Raw genomic sequence first — 16792 nt, 5'->3', positions numbered from 1 at the left:
TTACAAAAGCCACCACTTGTATGATGATTCCTATTAAACTAAAATGGGACTTTAGAATAAAGGGAGGGAAAAAATGAATGTCTGCTCAGTCAACAGGTGCAACGAGTGAAAAAAGCAGAAATTACATTTTTGAGATTCATTTTTTAAGGGCATTTGCCTGCATCGCAGTAGTAGGAGTACATGTAACTGCGACACATTATTATGCTAATGAACAAACATGGCACTGGTTTACGTATTTTCTTAATCAGTTAGGCAGGTTTGGTACTACGACATTCGCTGTCATCAGCGGTTTTCTCCTTTTTTACCAGGTAAAGAGGAAGGGCTTTGAAATGGGAAGCTTTCTCAAATCACGCTTTTCTAAAATATTGATACCTTTTCTGATCTGGAGCTTGGTATACCGTGTTCTTACTTACTATTATGATAAACAGGCCGTCGGAGATCTTTGGGAAGAATTAAAGAAGATTCTGATGGGAGAATCTTTTTATCATCTCTATTTTGTTGCCATTGTTGTTCAGTTTTATTTTATTTTCCCTTTTATACAAAAGCTGTTTCGGACAAAGACGCTAATGCTTGTTTTTGCATTTATGGCTCTCATAATCAGTTATAAATTATTTGGATTTAACCCGGGAATAGAAGGGGCTTTTGGAGAGTTTTTAGCCAGTAAAACATTTATGCCGATCTGGGTGTTTTATTTTGCATTTGGCGGTGTACTAGCTTACTTTTGGGAAGAAATTGTCCGTTTTGCAACAAAACGTCCTTGGCAAATGCTTGCTCTTGCTCTGATTATTTCTGCAGGAGCAGTTGTAGAGTACAAGGTTACTGGACAAGTATCAAACCGGAGGCTGACAAATTTGATCAACATTCCGCTCCTATGTATTGCTACAATAGGCATTTATCCTCTGCTGTCGAAGTGGAGAGTGATTAATAAACCACTGAAGCTAATTGGGCAATATTCAATGGGTATTTATCTCATTCATCCGATGATCTTGTATCTATTTGCGAATCATATGCCGAAAGATTATTGGACAGTAGCAAATGTACCTCTGATGTTTTTAGCGGTCATGCTGATTGCAGTCTTGTTTATCCGGCTCCTGCAATTTATACCGCTTAGCGGCTTTATTATACCTGTACCGAAAATCAAAAAATCAAAGCGTACTGTTCAGTCAGAATTTGTTGAGAATAAAGTACAGAAGTCTGCATAAATGAAAAGTCCAGTATATAGCTGGACTTTTCAGACTGTCGACAAATCCCCCCTTTTTGGGGTACGGAAACGATTCGAAGAATGAGGGGCCACTATGGAAAACAAAGCCAAAAATGAAAAATTAGACGTTAAATGACAATAAAATTGTTCCATTTAAAGGGCCAGATTGTTGAATAAAGGAGTAGGCTAAATATTAAATTTAAACTAGGCAGAATAAACATAAGTTAATATAACAAGGAAAACTTTTTCAAATATAGAACTACTTAATATAGTAGGTTAATTCAAAGAAAACAGTCAAAATTATTTTGAAGAGAATGAGGAGTTAAAAATTGGAAAAATATCAGTTGGTAAAAGAAAAAATAAATAAATACGGACAAGGCCATCTCCTTTCCTTTTATGAAGAGTTAAATCAAGTAGAGAAAGATTCATTACTTAATCAATTAAGTGAAATTGATTTCAAGGAAATAGAAATTGCATCCCAAAAATTATCTAATCCATGCAACAAAAGTAAGCATAAAATTACCCCAATCGAATCTGAATCCGTCCAAAATCTTACCGATTCAGAAATAAGAATGTATAAGGAACAAGGATTTAAACTTTTGAAAGAAAAGAAAGTAGCAGTTGTACTATTAGCAGGAGGACAGGGCACTCGGCTTGGTCATGATGGACCAAAAGGTACCATAAGTATTGACAGTTCATCTCAAATGTCTCTGTTTGCATTGCAGGCTGAAAGACTACGAAAACTAGAGGAACAAACAAATACGATAATACCTTGGTATATTATGACTAGCCCGATAAATGATAAGGAAACAAAGAAATTTTTCAGCAAAAATAATTATTTTAATTGTAATCCAAACCAAATCTTTTTCTTTCAACAAGGACTTATTCCTTCATTGACACCTCAAGGTAAAATTATTCTGGAGAGTAAGTCGAAAATCTTTATGGCACCCAACGGAAACGGAGGGGTATTTGCTTCAATGAAGTCAAGCGGGGTGCTTAAGGAACTAAAAATGAAGGGTATACAGTGGGTTTTTTTCAATAATATTGATAATGCTCTCGTTCAAGTTGCAGATCCCTTGTTTATTGGGTTCGCGGATAAAAAAGGGTCTGAGGTATCAAGTAAATCCGTTGAAAAGAGAGAACCAGATGAAAAAGTAGGAGTATTATGTTTATCCAACGGAAAACCTGCTGTTATTGAATATTCTGAAATGAGTAAAGAAGAATGTGAGGATAAAAACTTTAATAATTCTAACATTGGAATCCATCTTTTTCGTCTTTCATTCCTTGAGAAAACTGTTGATGTTAATCTTCCTTATCACTTTGCTCATAAGATTATCCCCTCAACCAATGAAAATGGTCAAACGATTAAAACTAACAAACCAAATGGATACAAGCTCGAAAGATTTTATTTCGATATTTTTCAATATGCTGAGAGCATGTCTATATTACAAGTGCTAAGAGAAAAGGAATTTGCACCTATAAAAAACCGAATTGGAAAAGACAGCTTGGAAAGTGCAAAAAAAATGCTATTAAGTCAATAAGAATTTTTAAAGATTTAAAGAACAGTATTTCAACAATCGGGCGCTTTAATTGAATAAGATAATTATTTATAGACTGATCGGTTTTTACCGTTCAGTCTATTTTTTATCAATAAGGTTTACTCTATTGATAAGGTAGCGATTTATTGATTTTTAAGGATTTACAGCTTCTCAAATACACTTATCAAAATTGATTAAATGGTATTTATCCCCATAGTGGCCCCTGAAATACAGAATCGTTTCCATACCCCTTTTTGGGGGATTTGTCGGCAGTTTTTTTATATAATGAAAATAGAACAATACAGAGGTGATTTGGATATTGTCTAAAAATAATCAAATGAATCGCGATCAACTAGAAATGATTACACTTGAACAGTTGGTGCCGGAAGATCACTTAGTCCGTAAAATTGAACAAGCTCTCGATTTTTCTTTCATCTATCCATTAGTAGAGAAAGTCTATTCCGCAGATCGAGGTCGTCCAAGTATTGATCCGGTCATATTGATTAAAATGACCTTCACTGGTTTAGTATTCATTTTTTAAAAACCATACCTTAGAACGGAAAATAGAGAGCTTTTTTCTCAACGAATCAAAATATTATAGCCAACACTCCGAAGATACCAAAAACTATGAGTGTATCAATCTCACCATCCGTAAACCATCGATCTTTTATTAGATATGAATTGTAACTACCTTCAATTTTTATCATCTTTTTCGGTCTATCCGATCTTAATGGTAATTCCTCCTTGATTTCTGATGATTCGTTCGGAAGAAATCTCCCCTTCTCGTCTCGTAATCTGTGGCTCACATCTATTTCTTTGCTCCTGATATTCGGGTGATCCTGCAGCTGTTCCAAAAACTCTCCCAATATCATTTTCTCTTCGATTGTTAGCATTGACGTCCTTACCTCCCTCTTGTTTTGGTGGGTTTCTATCCAGCCAGAATCCATGTTGATCAGCATCCCATTTAGGAGGGGGAAGGGGGACGTCTGCCTTTTTAAATTGTTTCAGTAGTAATTCAAAGTTTGGAGAAAAGGCAGCTACAAATAATGCTGCCCTCATTATTTGATTACGATCTAATTTAGTTGCATGGAATAAATCGTCTACGTAATCCTTAAATTCATCTGCATAACGGACAGTGGGGCGATACACCATTATTTAGATGTTTCCTTTATCATCTTTTCTAGAAGCTTTTTGCCTTCCTCTGTGAGATAGACGTCCTTACCTTCAAGTAGTGAAATAGCCAATTCCTTTGTCATATGAATTCCTCCCTTATGTAACGCCTTTTCTTTGACGTCCTGATACATGCTATTAGGTACTGGTTGTCCACTATTCCTACGAATTGGAGAAAGTTTTAAAAATTGGAGTATTGGACATAATGGCTACTAATAAGCAAAGGGAGGGAGATTTATATGAGTTGGTTTGGTTTAGGAAAAAAACGTTCGAGGTTCGGTAAATACCTTGATAAAAATTCTATTACACAGCAGGAAATAGCAAAGGAAAGTGGAGTTAGCAAAAGTACTATTAGTCGGCTATGTGATCCAGAAGAGTTTGAACCGAGCATAAAAAATGCAAAGAAAATTATCAAATCATTAAGGAAACATGATTCTAACATTGATTACACAGACTTTTGGGATATGTAGTTAGGAGGTTTTGTTTTTCCCCTTCTTTTTGGGGTGTGAGGCAGTCGCTCTTTGCGTATCTGAATAACGAAAAAAACCTATTGTGAACGGTAGGCAGGCGGTTTCTCGCTTTATACTTTTCAGAACAAGCCGAGTATCAACACCTCCTTTTTGGGTTTGCTCGAGAAATTTGAAAAATCAATGGGAAAGGTGGAGATTTTTTTTGCCCTTTAAAAAAATACTACCTGTCATTGAATTTTCAAAAGCCTACTCGGAGTGTTCGGAAACAGCTTTTAAATCGTTCTGATGATCTTCTGGGGTACCGCCAGCAAAACGCGGTTTGCTATCAGGACCCCCTTCTGAAATGTTTGGAGACTAGGGGCGTTTTTTATTATTTTTGTGGTCCAATATTAGTTATATATAAACGGGGGTAGTCCGAGATAAGTCCAAAAGCGGCACGATAGATAGAAAAAAATGTAAAAAGGGCACAGAGGCCCTTTCCATCAAGCACTTTCCAGCCGCAATAAACTTCAGAACAACGATTGAACCAGAGTTTTCTAGAATGGTAAATCAATATATTGGTTAATTGCCCCACGGACAGGAACTCTACTGAACTGACCATCTTGTGGAACAACATGCATAGGTATTCCATGAATGGGTCGCATCATCATATTGGGAGTAATCTTTGAATTGGGAATCATTGCAAAACGAAACCGCTGCAGAAGTACTGCAAGTACTACTTTCATTTCTTGTGTAGCAAAATTCCAACCGATACACATGTGTTGTCCAGCACTAAATGGGAGATATTCGTATGGTGATCGCTTAATAGAACTCCAGCGCTCTGGTTTGAAACGATCAGGTTCATCATAAAGTTCAGGTAGTCGATGTGTAATCATCTGGTTGAAGAAAACATTAGTTCCTTTGGGAATCGTAAAACCACCTAATTCACAGGATTGAGAAGTAATTCTTACGCCTATTCCGGCAGGTGGCAAGAGTCGTAGGCTTTCTTTTATGACACCTTCTAACAACGATAAAGAAGATAAATTTTCAAGAGATGGTTCGCTACCTTTTAATGTACCATCTAATTCTTCTAAAAGATTAGACAGGATCTCAGGATGCTGGCTTAGTAGAAAAATAGACCAAGTAAGTGCATTTGCTGTTGTTTCGTGACCTGCGACATACAAAGTAAAAGTATGTCCAACTAGTTCATCGTTACTTAGCCCAGAACCGTCTTCATCGCGAGCTTGAATCAACGATGCAAGTACATCGGTTGCGTTTGCCTCTGATCGCTTTTTTTCTATCATGTCTCGAACATGCTTATCTAGTTGCTCAGCACTCCGCAAGGCTTGATGATAAGGAGTTCCTGGAATATTAACAGGAGCAAGGGTAACCCATAGGAGAGATTTTGTCATCTTATGAATATACTCACCCATTTTATCTAATTCTTCTTCGTTATAAAATCCAAATAAAGTTTTAACAGCAATACGTTGTGTCAACTTTTTCATCTCTTGGTTTAATTCAATTTGAGGTTTCTTTTCCCAGTCATCCCCAAGCCGATGAGTTAGAGAAATCATATCGTTGCAATAAGATACAATTTGCTGACGATGGAAAGCAGGTTGCATCAGACGACGATGTTTTTTGTGTTTTTCTCCTGTCATTAAAATTAAATTGTTATAAAACATTTTTCCAAGTAGAGATTCTTCTGGTACATTAAGTAGAGAAGAACTAATTTGAAACAGATCTGGATCTGTTAGAATCTGTTGATTAAACTCTGGACCAAAGGCAAATACATAGGATGGTTTCTTTCCTTGTCCCAGTGCAACAATATTTCCATACGTATCATGTAACCAGCGGGAATAGGTAAATGGGTTACGATAAAAACGCAACATATTAATTTTCCATCCAAATAAAGATCGTGGTCCAGGAATACTTTTTCTCTCCCCTATACTAGTAATACGATTTTTCCTTCCCATAGGAAGCACCTCTTTTGAGTGAAATGAAATGATTTAATGATTATTATTCATTTTATGCTAGAATAGACAAAAAGGGAATATGTTTTGTATAAATTTTTGATTATCATTACAAAACATTCAATTATGAGGTGATGGAATGGATGGATACTTACTTCGTACGGAAAAGAAAAAAGAACAGATTGTAAGAACAACATTTGATTTGTTGTGTACATATGGAGCTAAAAAAATGAGTATTTCAGAGGTAGCCAAAAAAGCAAATGTATCACCTGTAACCATTTATAATTATTTTGAAAGTAAAGACCAATTGATTCGAAGTACCTTGTTTTATATCATGGAAAATAGGATAGCTGAGTATGAAACTATCCTATCGCAAGATATCCCTTTTCACGAGAAGATGAAAAAGATCATGATAGATCAAGAGGAAACAGCAGAGAATCTAAAAATAAACTTGCTACAAAGTCACTTGGACGATGTGACCATGAAAGCACATATGGATGAATTTTATCGAAAAAGAACACTTCCTTTTTTCAAAAAGCTAGTGGAAGAAGGAAAAAAGGAAGGTTCAATACATCCTGATATCTCACTAGAATCCATCATTTTCTATATTCAGATGTTTAAAGAAGCTTTAGCCAAACCAGGATTTTTTCAGCATACAAACTCATCCATGCTTCGTGATCTAGATCATCTGTTGTACTATGGGCTAGTTGGAAAATCAGAAATGGATAATTAATTGATAATCATCTATGTTTCAAAAATTCCATTATTTTATCTTTGGTGAACTCGTGGTGCTCACTAAACAAAATTAGGTGACTCTCTGCCTCTGAAAGAAAAAGACAAATAAGGGGTACCGCCATTTGAAAATTCTGCATCGCCTTTATCAGCTGCTCAAAAAGAACGGTCGTAAATGTCATCGGTATAAGAAGATGACCGTCTTTGATATTCTAGGGGTTGTGTATGAAACGACGGTGAAGCATAGACAAGCTGCCTAGCGAAAAAATCGCGTTTTTAAAGGCTTTTTTGGCATGCTTACTTTTCCATCACTCGCTAGTTTTGAAACAAGGATTATTTCGTATCTAGTAATTTACGTTATTAGCTTGATGGGTATGTGGCGGTACCCAAGGTCTTCTGTACCAACTGCTATCGCCTTAAACAGTAATGGAAAGTAATCTTTAATCATATAAATCGCTTTGTATTCACTCAGCTCCTGCTTTTTCTTTTCAAGCAGAAGCTGTCGCATTTGAAACATCGTAGAAGAACAGAGGAGAATGCCAATGAGTTGTCCATATAAATGGCACTCTAGGCGTTCTCTTTTCATATTTTTACATTCATCAATTTCGAAGAATGACTTCCACGTTTTAAACAAAATCTCAATCTGCCAACGAAGTGAATACAATGAATGCACGTAGTTCGTTGTTACTTCTTCTGGCGACGTGTTTGTAATATATACATTCATGCCCATTAAACGTTTAATTTTATCCTTCATGACAATGCCTTTCTTCATTTCACGTATCACTTGGTTTTTCAGGCGTGTTTGCGTTTGATCATCAGTTAAACGATGGATAATGACACGTGCTGGAAGCTTCTGATTTTGGCCAATGTATGCATCGAGGATTTCCATCGTTGCACCAAGTGTTAGACCAGACATCATTTGTGTCATATCAAGTTGGATGTATTCTGTTTGCTTTTTTAACGTGCCATTTTTGAAGTATTCTGGCTCAGGGTTTTTGATATAAATACGTGTATTCAGCTTCAACCGCGAGATATAGTAAGCCTCTTTATCATGAATGGCTTGTAAGTCTCCTAAATCGAAGTAACCAAGATCACGCAAACATAAATCGCCTGCCTCAACGGTTTCAAGGCAGGTGGTACCGTATGTTTTATCATTATTCTTTCCTGGTCCAAGCTGCATGTTAAGAAATTGACCACTCAGTAAATCATATTCCAATTGGATTTTCACGCCTGCCGTATTACTACTCCCACCTGAACCTTGATAGTCAGTGGCGAAATGATCAGGCAGTTGAAACACTGTCGCATCTAAGATACGGATACGATTAAAAGTAGAAATCATGTGTGCAGAAAGCGATTGATTTGAACAGAGTTTTTTTGAGAGAAGAGAAGTAAAGACTTCTCTAAGAAATGCGACAGCTGCTGGATTAAAGCGTTGATTCAGTCCTTCTGGGCTAATTAGTACCCCAGTGGAAGCTTCTAACCGACTGCACAAATGTGTAAGTGATGTGCTAGCGATTTCCTGACTGAGCCATACGCAAAGGGCAATGAGTTCGTTTGCTTGATACTTACTAGATCGCTGTACAAAGCCAACTTGTTTGGATATGTTCTGTAGGACTACTGGAGATAAAAAGTATTGTAGCTCTTGTGCGAAAAGATTTAGTTCATTTGAAATGATAGGATTCATCAAAAACGCCATCCTTTCTCGTAAACTTCTTACGATAAGCATAGCGTTTTTTCATTTTGAGGGTATGATTTTAACTTCGCTTGATGGGTATGTGGCGGTACCCCTTATAGTAAAATTAATAAAATATTAACCTATTACAAATTACTGTTAATTTAATGTAAAAGAATATAAATATATGTTTATTTATCTATAACATCGTGCAAATAACAATAGGCTTCGAAGGAAAAATACGAGCGCTTTCTCGCTCTGTCCAACCTATAAAACATTTCATAGTACCATTTCATTAAGTCAGGTGTTTTAATTGAATAACGCAAAAAAAGTAGACGAGTGTTCCCGTCTACATTCTTTTATTTATTAAACGGCAGGCTTGTCCTGCTTTTTGTCCACAGAAATGACCTCTGGCTTTTTTTCTTCAACCTTCACTTCTTCTTTATCTTCACCGGACACTAGACCTTTGGTAGCACTCTTAAATTCACTTAGGGTATGACCAAACGCTCGACCGATCTCAGGCAATTTGGAAGGGCCAAAAATGATTAAGGCAATGACCAAAATTAAGATCAAACCGGGGATCCCAATATTTGTGAACATAGCACTTCACTCCCATCGAATTTTAGGTTACGGAGTTGTAACCAGGGCATCATAAATCTTCGTTAAGCCCGGCTTTCCGTTTTCCGCCAAGAAGGAAACCCGTGTTGAAATCGGCGCATCCGGTCTGCTTACGTAAGGAAGCACCATGTAGTCGCTCTGCCAGTTATCGGGGGTTACGGTACAACGTACATAACCGCGCTGGTTATTAAAAAATTTAATCTGCGGATTGGCAGCTAAAATTCGTTTGAAGATTCCTGTAGCTTCATCGGTGCCGTCAAAGCCGGAGGTGATGGATGAGCCGACAAATTCCACGCCGATTGTTTCCGACTCTGGATCCTTGGACGCTTTAATTTCGCTGGCCCAGTGTTGATGGACATCCCCGGTGAGCACGACAAAATTGAAAATCCCCTTCTTTTGCACAAAATCGAGGATGCGTTCGCGGGAAGCGGGATAGCCGTCCCAAGTATCCATGTTGAAAAGTTCATCTTCCGCCGGACTATAATCCCGATAGGAAAAGTAGACCTGCTGCGCCAGAACATTCCATGCCGCTTTCGAGCTGCCCAGCCCTTTCAGCAGCCATCGCTCTTGTTCAGCACCGATCATCGTCCGTTTCGGATCCATGGACTCGGATGAAGGCGGCTTGAAACCGTCTCCGTTGGCCTGATCATCCCGGTATTGGCGGGTGTCGAGGGCATGAAAATCGATTAACTTGCCGTAGGAGAGCCGCCTATACAGTTGCATGCTTGCCCCATTCGGAAGAGCGCTGCGCCGCAGGGGCATGTGCTCATAGAAGGCTTGGAAAGCAGCGGCCCGACGGAGAACAAAGTCTTCTACGGACTGGCCTTGTTCAGGAATACCGCCGGCCCAGTTATTTTCCACTTCATGATCGTCCATCGAAACCAGCCAAGGGAATGCCTCATGGGCTGCCCTTAAATCGGCATCGCTCTTGTAAAGCGCATACCTGTTGCGGTAATCGTCCAGCGTGATAATCTCCGGTCCGTTATGCTTTCGGATTGCATTGTCCATAGGACCAGCCTCGTAAATATAGTCTCCCAAATGAACGACTAAGTCTAAGTCTTCTTTTGCCATATGGCGATAAGCGGTAAAGTAGCCTTCTTGGTAATGCTGGCAGGAGGCGAAAGCAAATGTCATTTTCGCCACATCTTCCCCAAAGGCCGGTGTGGTCTTGGTGCGGCCGATAGGGCTAATATCCGGACCGGATTTAAAGCGGTAATAGTACACATGGTTCGACTCCAAGCCTTCCACTTCCACATGAATAGAGTGACCTAGTTCCGGTCTAGCATATTCCACACCATGCTTGACAACATGCTTAAAGCTTTCATCAAGAGCGACTTCCCATCTTACAGGAACGTCATGGGACTTCATTCCACCGCCATTAAGCGGGTCAGGGGCCAATCGGGTCCATAGTACGATTCCGTCCGGAAGCGGTTCACCGGATGCGACTCCTAAGGTGAACGGATAATCTTTAAATTGGGGCGCAGCTTCTACTGAACGGTTTCCTACAAGGGAACTCGAGATCGTCAATCCTAAGGATAGAACGGCTAACCTGCTTGTAGTACTGAGAAAACTCCGGCGGTCCATCTCACCAGATTTCAGGTGGTCTAGATTCATCATGCGTTGCAAAATATTGAGTTTTTCTTGATCCATGTTTGTTTCATCTCCTTCTCCCTAATATTAAAGACGAAGTGTTAAGTAAGAGTACAATCATTTTAATGATCTTGTAAAGTTAAGAAATCAGTCCTAAAGTTTCAGAATATATTTTTGGATGCATGATGATTGGATTATCTCAACGAGGAAAGGGTGATTATCACAGTCCCTTATTCCCAGAAAACAGCCGATGCGGTTCGTAATTTTCATTGAAAAGAGAAAAAAATCCTAGGATTAACGTAAAATTTATATAAAGAGACTTAACGATAAAAGGGATTCGAGCAGCTATTCGAAACGGAGTCAAATTCGGCAGAAAGAAATTCGAAATTGATAAAAAATTTAAATCGCCTATCACGATTGGAAACAAAATAAGATAACAGCTGTGGGAGCCATGAAAAGAGTAGGTATGAAAATTCTACAGAAGGGTAAAGGAATACGAATTAAGGTTGAAATCAGCAACCTTTGTTTTAATCTAACTTAACAAAGGTTACTGATTTCGTTATTCCACCTTTTCGGGGGGATGTGCAAAAACACCCTCTTGGCATTGAACAAACAACCGTTTGTTCCTGCCTACCGGTGAGGGAGCCCCTCAAGGATCGAGGGGTTGGGGAGTTGAATTAAAGGGGGGGCTGGGGAAGAGTTCCCCAGCAGGTTTGGACAGAGTCCATGGTTTTTTCAAACTTCCAATATAGGCCTTAATGATAAAAAAAGCGCCAATTAGGGGTCCAGACACATACCTATCAAGCTAAGAGAAAGGACTACCCCCAAAATGAAAATTTCATAGCTTCTTTACTAAATTGCTCAGAATTTTCGTTTTGGGGTAAATATGGAATATTAGCTTGATGGCGATGGGGTACCGCCAACATTTTAACGGAAATATACGTTGAGACAATTTATGGAAGTTGAAAGTCAGTTTTTATTACGCTAAGCTTCCTTTCGTGTCAATGATACTCATTGTATTTTTATGTATCATTGACTAAATATTGCTAACCCTTGGCACACTAAGGTTTTTTGGCAGTTAAGTTTATTTAGTAGCACTTCATAATTTTTAAATGATACTTAATGTATAGATTAGGACTATTATGTATCATGAAATGAAATAAAATGTCTTAACGTATAAAAAGGTTAAAATGTTGTCTGGACCCCTTTAAGAGAAACCAAAGCTTGTTTTGTACTGTCGAGAAACTTCATTTCTGTCGTTAGTAATGTTCCATCAATGTCAAAAACAATAAATTTTTTACTCATTTTCTTTCACCACTTTAAGCTACTATTTTTTTGATCTTTGATTATTATATATACCAAGTGTACATAGAGATGCCATTTATTATATTGGGGCCTTACCTCTACCCCAGAAGATGGGGCTTTAAACAGAATCTCTTTCCACAATGCGATAAGGTATTTTAATTTTTTCTCTTGATTTTTTTATCACTAGGCTACAAGCTTGTTCACCGATTTTCGTTAACTGGTGATCCACTGTAGAAATACCCATACCCATACCAATTGGTTGATTTTCTTGACCAATGATTGCTAAATCAGTAGGGATTTTCAATTGTTGAGACTTAGCAAATAAATACATACCACCAGCCACTTCATCTCCATTCGCATAGATAGCTGTTGGTCTTTTCGGTAAATGCAGGAATTGCCTTGCTGCTTCATATCCGTCTTCTAAGCAGTGACATGCTGAAATATGATATTCAGGTTGAAGTTCACCAAAAATCTCAGTATAAGCATCAATCATTTGCTTCGTGCTATTACTTTCTAGTCTAGCAGTTGTAAAAGCTATCGCATTATGCCCTTTGTTTTTTAATAATTGAAAGGCATCTAGATAAGAAGAATAGCGGTCCATATAGGAACATCCAATTTCCTTGTGCTGCGTATATTCACAAGATACGATTGAACCATAATCGCTATACGGAATGATCGTTTCCCAATCATTTGCTCTTGAAGTGATGATGATGCCATCATACAGCTTGCTTTTTAATTTTTGCAAATACTCCAATTCTTTTTCTTTACTATAATTTGAAGGAAGTACCGTAATCAAAAAATCATTCTCTAATGCCTTGTTCAGTATACCGTTTAATATTTGATCAAATGCTGGATTGTTGTTATATGGGAGAATAACACCTATTGTTCTTGTTTCTCCTCGAATTAAATCAATTGCATTTTTATTTGGTGTATAGTTCATTTCTTCAATAACTTTAAGAACAGATTCTCTTTTATCACTAGCAACATACTTATAATTGTTAAGGACTCTAGACACAGTGGAGACGGATACACCTGCTAATCTTGCGATATCGTTAATATTTGTCATCACATACCTCCCACATTTATCAGTATCCAAGGAATCCTACCCTTTTACATTCAATTTCTGAAAAGCTTTTATAAAGTAAAGGAGGTTTCCATTGTATGCCCATTTTACCGTAATCCTATGTTCTCCTATTATGAGTGTAGAATGTTCAATATCTTTCATTTCTCCTTGAAACCAGAAGGATTTTTCGATATTTATTAGTTTAGCGGTTACTAAATATAATCTTTTATTGGTTAAAAACAAATCTCCAAAGTAGATATTTTGTATCCCATCAAAGATTTCCAATAAACCCGTAAGGGTAGATAGTATACGTTCATCCTGTTGAAGGTTAATTTTTCTGTTCATCTTTCTTCTCCCTTCGTTGAAAAATTAGCTTGCTTTCAATCTAATTTATGAAATGCATTTCAAGTCAAGAGAAAAAATCAAACTAACAAGGAAGCAGATTAAACTTTGCATAAGTAATAATGCTATCTATTATTAAACTAACCTCCTTTAGTTTAAGTGTACTTCTTCACAATATCCATGTTATCCAAGTACTTTATAAATCTCTTAACTGGTTCTATCACTCCACACTAAGGTTTTTTGGCAGTTAAGTTTATTTAGTAGCACTTCATAATTTTTAAATGATACTTAATGTATAGATTAGGACTATTATGTATCATGAAATGAAATAAAATGTCTTAACGTATAAAAAGGTTAAAATGTTGTCTGGACCCCAGAAGGAGTTAACTTTTTCTTGCTTAATAGCTAACTGTTTTTAAAAGTAAGTTGGGGCTTTTGAACCAGAAAGGTATATTTTTAACTATAAAAACTATGACAAAATTTTCCCTTTTTGCCTACTTGCTAAATTCAGCAAGTAAAATATTTTTAAAAGGATTAGGACTGTTATCTCTACCCAAACTGTTCAAACTGACGACCAGCGTATGCTTGCCTCCAAGTGTACCTCCAGCAATAGTAGAAAACCCTAGAATGCCACCTGTGTGTCCCCATATCGAGACACCGTTTGAAAGCTTAGTTTCAAAGATTCCAAGACCATATCCATCAATTCCTGCTCTTCCTGTAGGAACTGTAGTAAGCATTTGTTTTAGTTGCTGTTCCTTCAGTAATTTGCCACCGAGCAAGGAAGAGAAGAATTTATTTAAGTCGTCAGCAGTAGAAATCATATCTCCAGCCGAGCTACCTGCACTTGGGTTATAATAAGTAACGTCTTTTATCTCACTTGCTTCGTCTGGTTGGGAATATCCCCGAGCATGCTTGGTGCCTGGAATAACGCTTGAATTGCCAGGTAGGAATGTATCCGACAATTCAAGCGGTTCAATAATCCGATTTTCAATCTCTTCCGCGTAGCTGTTTCCGGTTACTTTTTCAATAAGAATACCCAGTAATACGTATCCTGTGTTTGAATAAGACCAGCCCTTTCCTGGGACAAAGTCTGGGGGCAGAGAAATCCCCATCTTCACTAGTTCTTCAGCCGAATACGATTTTTTTGTATCCATAAAATCAGCGTCTTTTGACCTTGAGTATTCAGCGATACCACTTGTATGGTTCAATATCTGCCGGATGGTAATCTGTTTACCATTATATCCGTTTCCTTGAATGACACCAGGCAACCACTTTTCGATGGAGTCGTCTAGATTCAAGCGGTTCTCTCCAGCTAATTGAAGTACAACCGTTGCGGTGAACGTCTTCGTCACGCTGCCAATGCGAAAGCGAAAATCTGTTTTCATTGGTTTCTTGGTGCTCAGATTCGCTACCCCAGCGGCATAACCCCACGTTTTTCCATCCTCAGAAGTTTTAGCAAGTATCCCTGGGAATCCAAGTTGCAATGTATCCCGCATTGCTTGCTTGACGGAATTATGATCTCGTTGAGTGCTTGTTTGTAACGAACTAGATACATTTTGAGTGGGCTCTACTTTTACAATTGAGGTTGGCGATGTGTATAGCAGGGAACTTCCAGTTATTAATAGGGCCAGACTTGCAAATGTAATTTGACTACGTATTTTCATAAGGCATTCCTCTCCTCTATTAATATTAGGTGGTTGCTTGTTGTTCCATATTAATCACACAGCTATACTTTGCATAAAATGACTATCCTCGTCTTGATACTCATCATTCTCATATTGTTTTTCAATGTTTATAAGGAATTGTTCCATTTCTTCTACATATGATTTAAAGTTATCTTATTTTACCATAAAAACCCAATAATTAGATTTAAATATCATTTTTCTATTCTCATGGTTTACTATTTATTGCACAGTTGTACATTACTTCACAATCTTATTTATAAAAATAATATTCAATCCTTATTGGCTTGATCACAGGGTTACTGCTCTTATCCGTCACATGAGTCTAAAGCTATGAAATGGCTGTTTTATTGTTACCAAAACAAGTGATTTGGTAACATAAATGACCGTTTATGGGCATTACCATTACTTAATCAACAAATAGTCTATTAATGCTAATTTACAGTACCAAAACTCATTCCCTAAAACAAGGTAACATTTTTACTATTGAACATCGTTTTTGGTACTACATTTAGGAAGCAGATAACAAATATCCAGAGTAAGATATACATTTTATGTAAAACATCTGACGGACTACAGCAGCAACCCTGTGACTAGGCCTAATAGGCTAACGCCCCATAATATAAGAACGAGCAACCAGTGCTCACCCATATTTACATACATCTTTACAGCGTAGTACCAACATTCTGTGGATAAAATTATAGGAGTTGATTAATTATGGTGGATTGTCGTGGTGAAGAACCCGAAGTTCCCTACATAACCGTATTGCTACACGATGTTAATAGAGAAAAAATTGATTTTGAAAAGCTACGCCAAAGAATTAACGAAGATATGAATTACTTTGAAAAAATAACAACGGTGTGTGATGGATGTTGGCCACGTTGTGTACTATTTCCTCTTACTCCTATGGGAAACCCTTTGGTGCCTGAATTTTCAGTGGGAATCACAAATTCGGAGGAAATAGATGTGAGTAAAGAAGCTCCTGCCACTATAAAAAAAATACACGAATATTATATAAAATGGAATGAATGGAGAGCTACATCTTCTAATTCCCTTTGCCCTTACGACGTAATTATCATCTATATTCCAGGGAATTTTTTCAACAATGGAGGTCAAGAATCAAACACAGTTGGATATGCATATGATCTGGGTGGAGCACCATATATAATTTTGATATGTGAAGGCGCCCCAGCCCAAGTTCTTTCTCATGAAATAGGACATGTTCTCAATTATTCCAATCGTAATAACAATAAACAGGATCCAGATCCTGATCCAGAAAATCCTAACCACAACAAAAACCCAGGAAATCTTATGTATAAAGAAGCCGGAGATGTACTAACTAAGGAGCAATTCTCTAAATTTTGCGAGAGCACAATTCTTAGGCGACCTAAAAACGTATAAAACCTAAAATGGAATCGGAAGGGAAGATCGACTATTGTGGGGTCTGTGTAGCAATGGAA

General features: G+C 37.6%; 12 protein-coding genes and 2 pseudogenes. 6 read left to right on the top strand and 8 right to left on the bottom strand.

Features of this window, described 5'->3' with window-relative positions; translation table 11 throughout:
- Positions 1-77 precede the first annotated feature (77 nt).
- From LIT25_21930 to LIT25_21920, 3 genes and pseudogenes are all read left to right on the top strand, one after another.
- Positions 78-1202: an acyltransferase gene (locus LIT25_21930; GenBank protein ID USK33167.1), complete on the top strand. Its 1125-nt coding sequence runs from the start codon at positions 78-80 to the stop codon at positions 1200-1202.
- A 328-nt stretch (positions 1203-1530) separates the two neighbouring features.
- Positions 1531-2742 carry a UDPGP type 1 family protein gene (locus LIT25_21925; protein ID USK33166.1) on the top strand — a complete coding sequence of 404 codons (1212 nt, stop codon included), beginning with the start codon at positions 1531-1533 and terminating at the stop codon, positions 2740-2742.
- A gap of 313 nt (positions 2743-3055) precedes the next feature.
- Positions 3056-3256, top strand: a pseudogene (locus LIT25_21920) (IS5/IS1182 family transposase).
- 70 nt (positions 3257-3326) lie between these two features.
- Here LIT25_21920 and LIT25_21915 read toward each other — a convergent pair.
- Positions 3327-3686: a hypothetical protein gene (locus LIT25_21915; protein ID USK33165.1), complete on the bottom strand. Its 360-nt coding sequence runs from the start codon at positions 3684-3686 to the stop codon at positions 3327-3329.
- Positions 3687-4148: 462 nt separating this feature from the next.
- Between LIT25_21915 and LIT25_21910 the strand changes: the two genes are divergently transcribed.
- Positions 4149-4379: a helix-turn-helix domain-containing protein gene (locus LIT25_21910; protein USK33164.1), complete on the top strand. Its 231-nt coding sequence runs from the start codon at positions 4149-4151 to the stop codon at positions 4377-4379.
- Positions 4380-4915: 536 nt separating this feature from the next.
- Here LIT25_21910 and LIT25_21905 read toward each other — a convergent pair.
- Positions 4916-6331: a cytochrome P450 gene (locus LIT25_21905; protein ID USK33163.1), complete on the bottom strand. Its 1416-nt coding sequence runs from the start codon at positions 6329-6331 to the stop codon at positions 4916-4918.
- 136 nt (positions 6332-6467) lie between these two features.
- On the opposite strand from LIT25_21905, the gene LIT25_21900 reads away from it, so the two are divergent.
- A complete protein-coding gene (locus tag LIT25_21900) occupies positions 6468-7061 on the top strand; it encodes a TetR/AcrR family transcriptional regulator (protein USK33162.1) in 594 nt (197 codons plus the stop codon).
- 387 nt (positions 7062-7448) lie between these two features.
- Here LIT25_21900 and LIT25_21895 read toward each other — a convergent pair.
- The 6 genes and pseudogenes from LIT25_21895 to LIT25_21870 all read right to left on the bottom strand — a co-directional run bounded on the left by LIT25_21895 (position 7449) and on the right by LIT25_21870 (position 15314).
- Positions 7449-8744: pseudogene (locus LIT25_21895) on the bottom strand (IS4 family transposase).
- A gap of 354 nt (positions 8745-9098) precedes the next feature.
- Complete coding sequence (gene tatA / locus LIT25_21890) at positions 9099-9332, bottom strand: twin-arginine translocase TatA/TatE family subunit (protein USK33161.1); 234 nt, start codon at positions 9330-9332, stop codon at positions 9099-9101.
- Positions 9333-9359: 27 nt separating this feature from the next.
- On the bottom strand, positions 9360-10967 hold the full coding sequence (locus LIT25_21885; GenBank protein ID USK36371.1) for an alkaline phosphatase D family protein: 1608 nt from the start codon (positions 10965-10967) through the stop codon (positions 9360-9362).
- Positions 10968-12363: 1396 nt separating this feature from the next.
- Positions 12364-13311 carry a LacI family DNA-binding transcriptional regulator gene (locus tag LIT25_21880; GenBank protein USK33160.1) on the bottom strand — a complete coding sequence of 316 codons (948 nt, stop codon included), beginning with the start codon at positions 13309-13311 and terminating at the stop codon, positions 12364-12366.
- A gap of 36 nt (positions 13312-13347) precedes the next feature.
- On the bottom strand, positions 13348-13653 hold the full coding sequence (locus LIT25_21875) for a hypothetical protein (protein ID USK33159.1): 306 nt from the start codon (positions 13651-13653) through the stop codon (positions 13348-13350).
- A gap of 491 nt (positions 13654-14144) precedes the next feature.
- Positions 14145-15314, bottom strand: coding sequence for a beta-lactamase family protein (locus LIT25_21870; protein USK33158.1), 1170 nt, complete (start codon positions 15312-15314; stop codon positions 14145-14147).
- Positions 15315-16049: 735 nt separating this feature from the next.
- Between LIT25_21870 and LIT25_21865 the strand changes: the two genes are divergently transcribed.
- A complete protein-coding gene (locus LIT25_21865; GenBank protein USK33157.1) occupies positions 16050-16733 on the top strand; it encodes a hypothetical protein in 684 nt (227 codons plus the stop codon).
- The last annotated feature ends 59 nt before the right edge of the window (positions 16734-16792 follow it).

The sequence above is a fragment of the Bacillus sp. F19 genome (genome assembly GCA_023823795.1).
Classification (GTDB): Bacteria; Bacillota; Bacilli; order Bacillales; family Bacillaceae; genus Bacillus_P.
The sequence above is the reverse complement of the archived record's forward strand: the minus strand, read 5'-3'. Positions and strand labels throughout refer to the sequence as shown.

Bases quoted from the DNA above. Each gene is read 5' to 3' on its own strand.
- LIT25_21915 (USK33165.1), bottom strand. From the start codon at position 3,686: ATGGATTCTGGCTGGATAGAAACCCACCAAAACAAGAGGGAGGTAAGG.
- tatA (USK33161.1), bottom strand. From the start codon at position 9,332: ATGTTCACAAATATTGGGATCCCCGGTTTGATCTTAATTTTGGTCATT.
- LIT25_21865 (USK33157.1), top strand. From the start codon at position 16,050: ATGGTGGATTGTCGTGGTGAAGAACCCGAAGTTCCCTACATAACCGTA.
- LIT25_21875 (USK33159.1), bottom strand. From the start codon at position 13,653: ATGAACAGAAAAATTAACCTTCAACAGGATGAACGTATACTATCTACC.
- LIT25_21905 (USK33163.1), bottom strand. From the start codon at position 6,331: ATGGGAAGGAAAAATCGTATTACTAGTATAGGGGAGAGAAAAAGTATT.
- LIT25_21880 (USK33160.1), bottom strand. From the start codon at position 13,311: ATGACAAATATTAACGATATCGCAAGATTAGCAGGTGTATCCGTCTCC.
- LIT25_21900 (USK33162.1), top strand. From the start codon at position 6,468: ATGGATGGATACTTACTTCGTACGGAAAAGAAAAAAGAACAGATTGTA.
- LIT25_21910 (USK33164.1), top strand. From the start codon at position 4,149: ATGAGTTGGTTTGGTTTAGGAAAAAAACGTTCGAGGTTCGGTAAATAC.
- LIT25_21870 (USK33158.1), bottom strand. From the start codon at position 15,314: ATGAAAATACGTAGTCAAATTACATTTGCAAGTCTGGCCCTATTAATA.
- LIT25_21930 (USK33167.1), top strand. From the start codon at position 78: ATGTCTGCTCAGTCAACAGGTGCAACGAGTGAAAAAAGCAGAAATTAC.
- LIT25_21885 (USK36371.1), bottom strand. From the start codon at position 10,967: ATGATGAATCTAGACCACCTGAAATCTGGTGAGATGGACCGCCGGAGT.